Consider the following 8,729-nt stretch of genomic DNA (forward strand, 5'->3'; position numbering starts at 1 on the left):
AAGGTTTTCTGACGGAAATTCTGAAGAATTCAGCACAGTTGTTAACGCCAACATCACCTCACTTAGCGGTTCAAATTCATCACGAGGAATGAGTGATGGGCCCAACGCATGGAGTGTGCGCGCCACCACTATTTCACATTGTTTCGTCGACTCTCTTACGATCATCGTCTGAGGTGCATTGCTACCCGGTTTACTCAGCCGGCGAACGTTCGCGCACAAAAAAGCCCCCGGCATGGCTTGCCGGGGGCCTGTAGGGCGATTGGCAGATCAGAACTCCTGCCAGTCGCCGTCATCCATTTTCAGCGCAGTCTGTCCGCCACGTGCGCTGGTGGCGACTGGCCGCAGTCGCTGCCGCGGCGGCGGTGCAACGGCACTGGCTGCTGTTTTTCCCGAGGATTTGCGGGCGTCGTCAGCGGCGATGCGGAACACCGCCACGGCTTCGGTCAGCTGGGTGGCCTGGTCTTCCATCGAGCGTGCGGCAGCGGTGGCTTCTTCCACCAGCGCGGCGTTCTGCTGGGTGGTCTCGTCCATCTGCATGACGGTCTGGTTGACCTGGTCGATGCCAGCGCTCTGTTCCTGCGAGGCTGCCGAGATCTCGGCCATGATGTCGGTCACGCGCTGCACCGAGGTAACGATCTCGTCCATGGTGGTGCCGGCCTGCTGCACCAACACCGAGCCTTCGCCGACCTTGCCGACCGAGTCGTCGATCAGGCCCTTGATCTCCTTGGCCGCCGCCGCCGAACGCTGGGCGAGGGTGCGCACTTCCGAGGCAACCACGGCGAAGCCACGGCCCTGTTCACCGGCACGTGCGGCTTCCACCGCGGCATTGAGCGCCAGGATATTGGTCTGGAAGGCGATGCCATCGATGACGCTGATGATGTCGGCGATCTTCTTCGACGAGGCCTCGATGGCGCTCATCGTGGTGACCACCTGGCCAACCACGGTGCCGCCCTGGCTGGCCACGCCATGTGCGCCGATGGCGAGCTGGTTGGCCTGGCGCGCATGTTCGGCGTTCTGGCGCACGGTGGAGGTCAGTTCCTCCATCGAGGCAGCAGTTTCCTCCAGGTTGGCAGCCTGCTGCTCGGTCCGGCGCGACAGGTCACTGTTGCCGGTGGCGATCTCGGTGGCGGCCAGGTTGATGCTGGAGGCAGCGTGCTGGATGCGGCCAACGATATCGGTCAGCTGGCCAACGGTGGCATTGGCATCGTCGCGCATGTCGGCGAATACGCCGTGGAAATCGCCTTGCATGCGCACGGTCAGGTCGCCACGGGCGATGGCCTGCAACAGCTTGGACAGCTCGGACAGGTTGCCATCGGTGGTTTCCATCAGCTGGTTCAGGCTGCTGACCATGTCGCGGAAGTCGTGTTGGTAGGCCGCCGCGTCGCCGCGGACCGAGAAGTCGCCCTGGGCGGCGGCGTGCGCCAGGCGCTTGATCTCGTTGTTGATCGCCGACAGGCTGGCCTTGACCGCATCGACGGTCTCGGTGATGACGGCCTTCTCGCCAGGCAGGCGTTCGATGTCGATCGACAGGTCGCCATTGGAATAGCGCTTGATGACGTCCAATGCCGACAACAGCATCTGGATGTGCGAATTCACCAGCGCGTTGCTTTCCTTGACCATGACTCCGTAGTCGCCGGGGAAGGCCGCCTCATCCATGCGATGGCTGATCGTGCCGGCATCGTGCTGCATGGCCATCTTGCGCTGCGCGCCAATCACCGCTTGCAACTGTGCCTGCATGCGTTGCATGGAGGTGAGCAGGGTCCCCAGTTCGTCGTCTCGTTGCACGCTGACGGCGTTGTCGAGCTTGCCGGCTGCGATGTTGTCGGACAGCGCGACGGCCTGGTTCAGTGGCGTGAACACAAATCTGCGCAACAGCAGGAACAGCGCGCCACACAGCAGCAGGGCGGCAACGATGCCGACCACGATGATCGTCCACAGCAGGGCACGTGCCTGCTGCATCAGCAGGGCGCGGGGCACCACCACGCCAAAGGCGAAAGTCTGCTCGGCGTTGCCTATCTTCAACGGGACATAGGTTTCCACCATGTCCTGGTCAAGGGCCGCGTCGTGATGCTGCTCGAAGGTGATCCTGCCACTGGCGGTGTTGGCCAGCATCGCGCGGGTGTCGGCATCGTCGGCCTTGCTGCCGACCTTGGCCGGGTCGCGGTCGGCGATGATGGTGCCGGTCGGCGACAGCAGGCGCACATAGCCTTGCTGCATCGGGCGCATCTTGGACAGGCGGTCCTGCAACGACTGCAGGGCGAAGTCCACTGTCACCACACCCAGGAACTGGCCATCCTGCACGATGGGTGTTGCCAGCGTGGTCATCAGGATCTTCTTGCCGCCGATCTCGTAGCTATAGGGTTCCAGCACCGAGGGCTTCTTGTTGGCGGCGGGCTGCAGATACCAGTCGCCGTCGCCAGGCACGTCGTAGCCACGCAACGGCTCCTGCACTGGCGCGCCGTCCTGCCAGGCCCAATAGCTCATGAAACGACCGCTGGCATCGTGCCCGTCGCTATCGATGTGGTTGGCGTCGTCGCCATCGAATGCCTGCGGCTCCCACAAGGTGCCGACGCCCACCCATTGCGGATTGTTCAGTGCCTGGGAATGCAATACCTGCGCGGCGCTCAGACGACTGAAGCCGCCCTGCTGGCGCAAGGCCAGGAAGCTGCGTGACAAGGTGTCATTGGCCTCGAAGCCGCGGCCCAGTTCGGCGGAGATGCGTTGGGCCTCAAGTTCGGCCATGTTCTCAAGGCTGACCCGGGATGCCGACAGCAGTGCATCACTGCTGCGCAGGTAGATGAACAAGGCGGTGAGGCCGAATGCGAACGTAGCGACCAATGCCGTTCCCAGCATCAAGCGCATTGCAATACTGCGGGTTAGGAAGTTCGTGGGCAAAGACATGGGGTGCTGCTGGCCTGGAAGGTAAGGGGTTTGTCAGTACATCGGCATTTGCGGGCGTTGCTGGAGTGTCCTGTGATGAAAACGTGGACGGCGTCGCCGTTGCCGGGGACGCCGTCTGTCACGGGACCAGCGGGCGATCAGAACTCCTGCCAATCGCCTTCGTTGTCGATACGCACGGCAGCGTTGCCGCGCTGCGCCGGGGCAACCGCGCGCAGGCGGCGGGCTGGCGCCACGGCAGCGGCGATTGCCGGCTTGGCCTGCAGCGGCTGTGCGGTCATGGCCTGCAAGGCGTCGGTACGGAACACCGCCACGGCCTCGGTCAGCTGGGTGGCCTGGTCTTCCATCGAGCGTGCGGCAGCGGTGGCTTCTTCCACCAGCGCGGCGTTCTGCTGGGTGGTCTCGTCCATCTGCATGACGGTCTGGTTGACCTGGTCGATGCCAGCGCTCTGTTCCTGCGAGGCTGCCGAGATCTCGGCCATGATGTCGGTCACGCGCTGCACCGAGGTAACGATCTCGTCCATGGTGGTGCCGGCCTGCTGCACCAACACCGAGCCTTCGCCGACCTTGCCGACCGAGTCGTCGATCAGGCCCTTGATCTCCTTGGCCGCCGCCGCCGAACGCTGGGCGAGGGTGCGCACTTCCGAGGCAACCACGGCGAAGCCACGGCCCTGTTCACCGGCACGTGCGGCTTCCACCGCGGCATTGAGCGCCAGGATATTGGTCTGGAAGGCGATGCCATCGATGACGCTGATGATGTCGGCGATCTTCTTCGACGAGGCCTCGATGGCGCTCATCGTGGTGACCACCTGGCCAACCACGGTGCCGCCCTGGCTGGCCACGCCATGTGCGCCGATGGCGAGCTGGTTGGCCTGGCGCGCATGTTCGGCGTTCTGGCGCACGGTGGAGGTCAGTTCCTCCATCGAGGCAGCAGTTTCCTCCAGGTTGGCAGCCTGCTGCTCGGTCCGGCGCGACAGGTCACTGTTGCCGGTGGCGATCTCGGTGGCGGCCAGGTTGATGCTGGAGGCAGCGTGCTGGATGCGGCCAACGATATCGGTCAGCTGGCCAACGGTGGCATTGGCATCGTCGCGCATGTCGGCGAATACGCCGTGGAAATCGCCTTGCATGCGCACGGTCAGGTCGCCACGGGCGATGGCCTGCAACAGCTTGGACAGCTCGGACAGGTTGCCGTCGGTGGTTTCCATCAGCTGGTTCAGGCTGCTGACCATGTCGCGGAAGTCGTGCTGGTAGGCCGCCGCGTCGCCGCGGACCGAGAAGTCACCCTGGGCGGCTGCTCCCGCAAGGTGCTTGATCTCACTGTTGATCGCCGACAGGCTGGTCTTGACCGCATCGACGGCATCCGTCATCACCGCCTTCTCACCGGGCAGACGTTCGATGTCGACGGACAGGTCGCCATTGGCGTAGCGCTTGATGATCTCCAGCGCGGACAGGATCAGCTGGATGTGCGAGTTCACCAGCGCGTTGCTTTCCTTGACCATCACCCCGTAATCGCCGGGGAAGCTGGTTTCGTCCATGCGATGGCTGATCATGCCGGCATCGTGCTGCCTGGCCATCTCGCGCTGGGCGCCAATCACCGCTTGCAACTGGGTCTGCATGCGCTGCATGGACTGCAGCAGCTTGCCAACCTCGTCGCGTCGCGCGGTGTCGATACGGCGGTCGAGCTTGCCGGCGGCGACGTCGTCGGCCACGCGGACCGCGTCGGCCAGCGGCACCATGATGGCGCGGATGATGGCCCAGCCCAAGGCGGCAGCCAACAGCAGGGCGACGGCAAGGCCGATCAGGATGGCGGCAACCGAGCGGTCATGTGCCTGCTGCGATTGCACGGTCTGCTTGGTGAGCTGGTCCTGGTTGTATTGCGAGAGCTGCTTGAGCTGGTCGAACAGCGCACGGCGCAGCTTGCGCGAATCACCGCTGGAGATGCTGGCGGCAGTAGCGAAGTCATCGGCGGCGATGGCGGCGGCGATGCGCTCGTGAGCGTCGAAGTAGCCGGCACGCAGTTCCTTCATCTTGTTGTACAGGGCCAGCTCATCGGCGCTGTAGTCGGCTTCGATGTCGTCGTAAGCCTTCTCCGCCGCTTCGATCAGCTTGCGCGTGTCGGCCATGCGCTTGTCGTAGTCGGCCAGCTGGGCGGTGTCGCCCTGGTAGTTGAGCTGGGCCTGTTCGAACGTGCGGAACTCACCAAGCTGGGCGCGCATTTCGCCCAGTTGTTGCACGGCCGGCATCCAATTGTTGTTGACCTGTTCGATCTGGCTGTCGGCCACGTTCATGCGCCACACGGCAAACAGCGCGAGCAGCAGGGTGAGCAGGCCGGTGCTGCAGAATGCAAGCACCAGTTTTCGGGTGATCGACAGGTTCTGGAACCACTTCATTGCAGACATCTCCGTAAGCGGGCATGGGGCGATCCACAGGTCCGGCGCCCCTGGGGAATGTCTTGAGTGGTGCAGGCCGCGACGGAGGCCCAGGTTGCTTGACAAACCTGATTGCATTGCGATGCGGTATCGGCAGTTTTCGGGGCTTCTTGAAGGCGTTATGCGGACACGGTTCCAGCGCCAGCAAGGTGCCGCTGAGTCGCTCCGCGGTGGCACGCATACAGCCGAAAGCCGCACGCCCAGATGATGGGCGCGCGGCCGGAGGTGGCAATCAAGAGGTGATCAGGCCGCCTGCTGCGTGCGCAGCGAGCGCACCAGGCCGCCGATATCAACGATCAACGCAACCCGGCCATCGCCGAGGATGGTGGCGCCGGATACACCGCTGATGCGCCGGTAGTTGTTCTCGATGTTCTTGACCACGACCTGTTGCTGGCCGATCAGCTCATCCACTTCCAGCGCGATCTTCTGGCCATCGCCCTCGACCACCACCACCAGCGGCTCGGCCTGTGGATTGTCGGGATAGCCGTAGTACTCGCCCAGCGACAGGATGGGCAGGTATTCGCCGCGCACGCGCAACACGCGACCTTCGCCTGCCATGGTGCGGATGTCATCGGGTTGCGGCTGCAGGGCTTCCAGTACGTAGGCCAAGGGCAGAATCAGGGTTTCGCCCGCCACCGAGACAGTCATGCCGTCGAGGATGGCCAGCGTCAGCGGCAGTCGGATCAACACGCGGGTGCCGGCGCCGGTGCGGCTTTCCAGTTGCACCTCGCCACCCAGTGCCTGGATGTTGCGGCGGACCACGTCCATGCCAACGCCACGACCGGACAGGTCGGTAACGGCATCGGCGGTGGAGAAGCCCGGTTGGAAGATCAGATCCCAGACCTGTGCATCGGTGGGGTTGTCCGGCACGTTCAAGCCGCGTTCCAGCGCCTTGGCGAGGATCTTGTCGCGGTTCAGGCCGCGGCCATCGTCGCTGACTTCGATGACGATATGCCCGCCCTGGTGCGACGCAGCCAGGGTGATCGTGCCGGTTTCGTCCTTGCCGGATTCGCGACGCACGTCCGGCATTTCCAGGCCGTGGTCGATGGAGTTGCGGACCAGGTGCACCAAGGGATCGGCGATCTTCTCGATAAGACCCTTGTCCAGCTCGGTACCTTCGCCGATGGTGCGCAGGCGGACCTGCTTGCCCAGGCGGCCGGAGAGGTCGCGGACCAGGCGCGGGAAGCGGCGGAACACCGCGTCCACCGGCAGCATGCGCACGCCGATGACGGCTTCCTGCAGGTCGCGGGTATTGCGTTCGAGCAAGTCCAGGCCGGCGAACAATTGTTCGGCGTGGACCGGGTCCAGACCACCGGATACCTGCTTGAGCATGGCCTGGGTGATGACCAGTTCACCGACCAGATTGATCAGCGCATCGACCTTGTCGACGCTGACGCGGATCGAGCTTTCGGCTTCGTGTTGCTGGGTGCTGGCCGCAGGCTTGCTGCCAGCAGCGGCGTCGGCGACGCTGGCAGTACTGGCGACGGCAGCGGCGGGCGCTTCCACGGCAAGACTGGGCGGTGCGGCCGGGCGGATGTCCAGTTCACAGTCATCGACCACCCACGCAAAGGTGTCTTCGATGCGGCTGCGCGGTACCTTGCCGACCAGGCCCAGGTCCCAGGCCAGGTAGGCTTCCAGCGGATCGAGCTGGTCGAAGCTGGGCAGCCGTGCCATGCGCGGCTCCACGTGCAGGGAACCCAGGGTTTCCAGTTCGCGGATGATGCGCAGCGGATCGTTGCCGCTCATGAACAGTGAAGGTGCCGGGGCAAAGCCGATCTGCCAGGCATCCGGGGTTTCTTCCTGCTTCACTGCAGCCGCGGCAACCGGTGCGGCACCAGACAGGACAGCCTGCAAGCGATCAGTAATCGCCTTGACCGCTGCCGGGTCGGCGGGCTGGCCATGTTCGACCTCACGCAGCAACGCACGCAGCACGTCCACCGAGCCCAGCATCGCGTCGACCGCGTTGCTTTCGAGTGCGCGCTTGCCCGCGCGCAGCTCGTCAAGCAGCGTTTCCAGCACGTGGGTGAGGCCGGCGATGGCGTCAAAGCCGAAAGTGCCGGCGCCCCCCTTGATGGAGTGCGCTGCACGGAACACCGAGTTGATGACTTCAGGGTCGTGCTGGCCGTCTTCCAGTGCCAGCAGGCCGGCCTCCATTGCATCCAGCCCTTCGCGGCTTTCTTCGAAGAAGGTGGCGTGGAAACGTTGCAGGTCCATGCTCATTGGCGCGGTATCCGATCGGTGGGGCAGGTGGGCTGATCAGCCCAGGACTTTCTGTACGGTGGCAATCAGCTGTTCGGGATTGAACGGCTTGACCAGCCAGCCGGTGGCACCGGCGGCCTTGCCTTCGGATTTCTTGTCGGCGGCCGACTCGGTGGTCAGCATCAGCATCGGCGTGAACTTGTAGTCCGGCAGCTGGCGCAGCTCGCGGATCAGCGAGATGCCGTCCATGTTCGGCATGTTGACGTCGGTGACCACGGCGTTGAAACGCTGGCCCTTGGCCCGGCCGAGGGCGACCGCGCCGTCCTCGGCTTCTTCAACCGAAAAGCCGGCCGAGGTGAGGGCGAAAGAGACCATCTGGCGCATCGACGCCGAGTCGTCCACCACCAAGATTCGTGCGCTCATGCAGCGTTCTCCACAGATTTCGTTGTGTCAGGGGTTGCTTCCAGACCGAGGGTCCGGAGGACACCGAGCAGGCGCGCGGCGTCGCGGAAGGTGTCGGTAGCGTTGTCAAAGACAGTGCCCTGGCCGGCTTGCTGGCGGGCCAGCACGAAGGCGCACAGCACCTGCATTGCAGCGGTGTGGATGCGACTTACCTGGCCGGCATCCACCCGCAGCTCACCTGCTTGTGGCAGGTGGGTTGCCAGTTGTTGTTTCAACTCGCTGGTGGACTCGATGCCGAGATCCTGCGCCAGGGCCACAGTGCTCATCGTTGCTCCGAACAAACGTTACTGGGAGAGATAGCGGCGAAGTGCCAGTGATCTTTAGGGTTGCGATGCGTTGCAGCAGATAGTGTTAACGGGCGCACGTTTTCAGGCATCCTCCCTTTCGCGCAGCGAAGGGGAGGGCTGGGGAGGGGGAGCTGTTGGCGGGGTAGAGCCGAGCCATGCTCGGCTGGGGCATTACTGGTAAAGCCTCTGCCGAGCATGGCTCGGCACTACCTTTGCCGCCTTCCGCACTCTGTGCGAAAGGGAGGCCATCAGCGCAGCAGGCTTTGAGCCCCCTCTCTTTCGCGCAGCGAAGGGGAGGGCTGGGGAGGGGTAGCTTTTGACGGTGTAGAGCCGAGCCATGCTCGGCTGGGGCCTTGCCGGTAAAGCCTCTGCCGAGCATGGCTCGGCACTACCTTCGCTGCCTTCCGCACTCTGTGCGAAAGGGAGGCCATCAGCGCAGCAGGCTTTGAGCCCC

At 64.1% G+C, this 8,729-nt stretch carries 5 protein-coding genes; all 5 read right to left on the bottom strand.

Annotation, left to right across the window (positions count from 1 at the left end; all coding sequences use genetic code 11):
* Window positions 1–267: 267 nt before the first annotated feature.
* Window positions 268–2,901 (bottom strand): methyl-accepting chemotaxis protein, encoded by a 2,634-nt coding sequence (locus RT131_RS07835; RefSeq protein WP_313171785.1) that lies wholly within the window; start codon window positions 2,899–2,901, stop codon window positions 268–270.
* A 137-nt stretch (window positions 2,902–3,038) separates the two neighbouring features.
* A complete protein-coding gene (locus RT131_RS07840; RefSeq protein WP_313171787.1) occupies window positions 3,039–5,288 on the bottom strand; it encodes a methyl-accepting chemotaxis protein in 2,250 nt (749 codons plus the stop codon).
* Between the two features lie 282 nt (window positions 5,289–5,570).
* Complete coding sequence (locus tag RT131_RS07845; protein ID WP_313171789.1) at window positions 5,571–7,547, bottom strand: chemotaxis protein CheA; 1,977 nt, start codon at window positions 7,545–7,547, stop codon at window positions 5,571–5,573.
* A gap of 36 nt (window positions 7,548–7,583) precedes the next feature.
* Window positions 7,584–7,949 (bottom strand): response regulator, encoded by a 366-nt coding sequence (locus RT131_RS07850; RefSeq protein WP_057628682.1) that lies wholly within the window; start codon window positions 7,947–7,949, stop codon window positions 7,584–7,586.
* Window positions 7,946–8,254 carry an STAS domain-containing protein gene (locus RT131_RS07855; RefSeq protein ID WP_313171792.1) on the bottom strand — a complete coding sequence of 103 codons (309 nt, stop codon included), beginning with the start codon at window positions 8,252–8,254 and terminating at the stop codon, window positions 7,946–7,948. The genes RT131_RS07850 and RT131_RS07855 overlap by 4 nt, the downstream gene beginning before the upstream one ends.
* Window positions 8,255–8,729: the final 475 nt, after the last annotated feature.

Source organism: Stenotrophomonas sp. (assembly GCF_032066555.1).
GTDB lineage: Bacteria > Pseudomonadota > Gammaproteobacteria > Xanthomonadales > Xanthomonadaceae > Stenotrophomonas.

What these genes read in the sequence shown, in the direction of transcription:
- RT131_RS07835 (WP_313171785.1), bottom strand. Translation starts at nt 2,901, where the DNA reads ATGTCTTTGCCCACGAACTTCCTAACCCGCAGTATTGCAATGCGCTTG.
- RT131_RS07840 (WP_313171787.1), bottom strand. Translation starts at nt 5,288, where the DNA reads ATGAAGTGGTTCCAGAACCTGTCGATCACCCGAAAACTGGTGCTTGCA.
- RT131_RS07845 (WP_313171789.1), bottom strand. Translation starts at nt 7,547, where the DNA reads ATGAGCATGGACCTGCAACGTTTCCACGCCACCTTCTTCGAAGAAAGC.
- RT131_RS07850 (WP_057628682.1), bottom strand. Translation starts at nt 7,949, where the DNA reads ATGAGCGCACGAATCTTGGTGGTGGACGACTCGGCGTCGATGCGCCAG.
- RT131_RS07855 (WP_313171792.1), bottom strand. Translation starts at nt 8,254, where the DNA reads ATGAGCACTGTGGCCCTGGCGCAGGATCTCGGCATCGAGTCCACCAGC.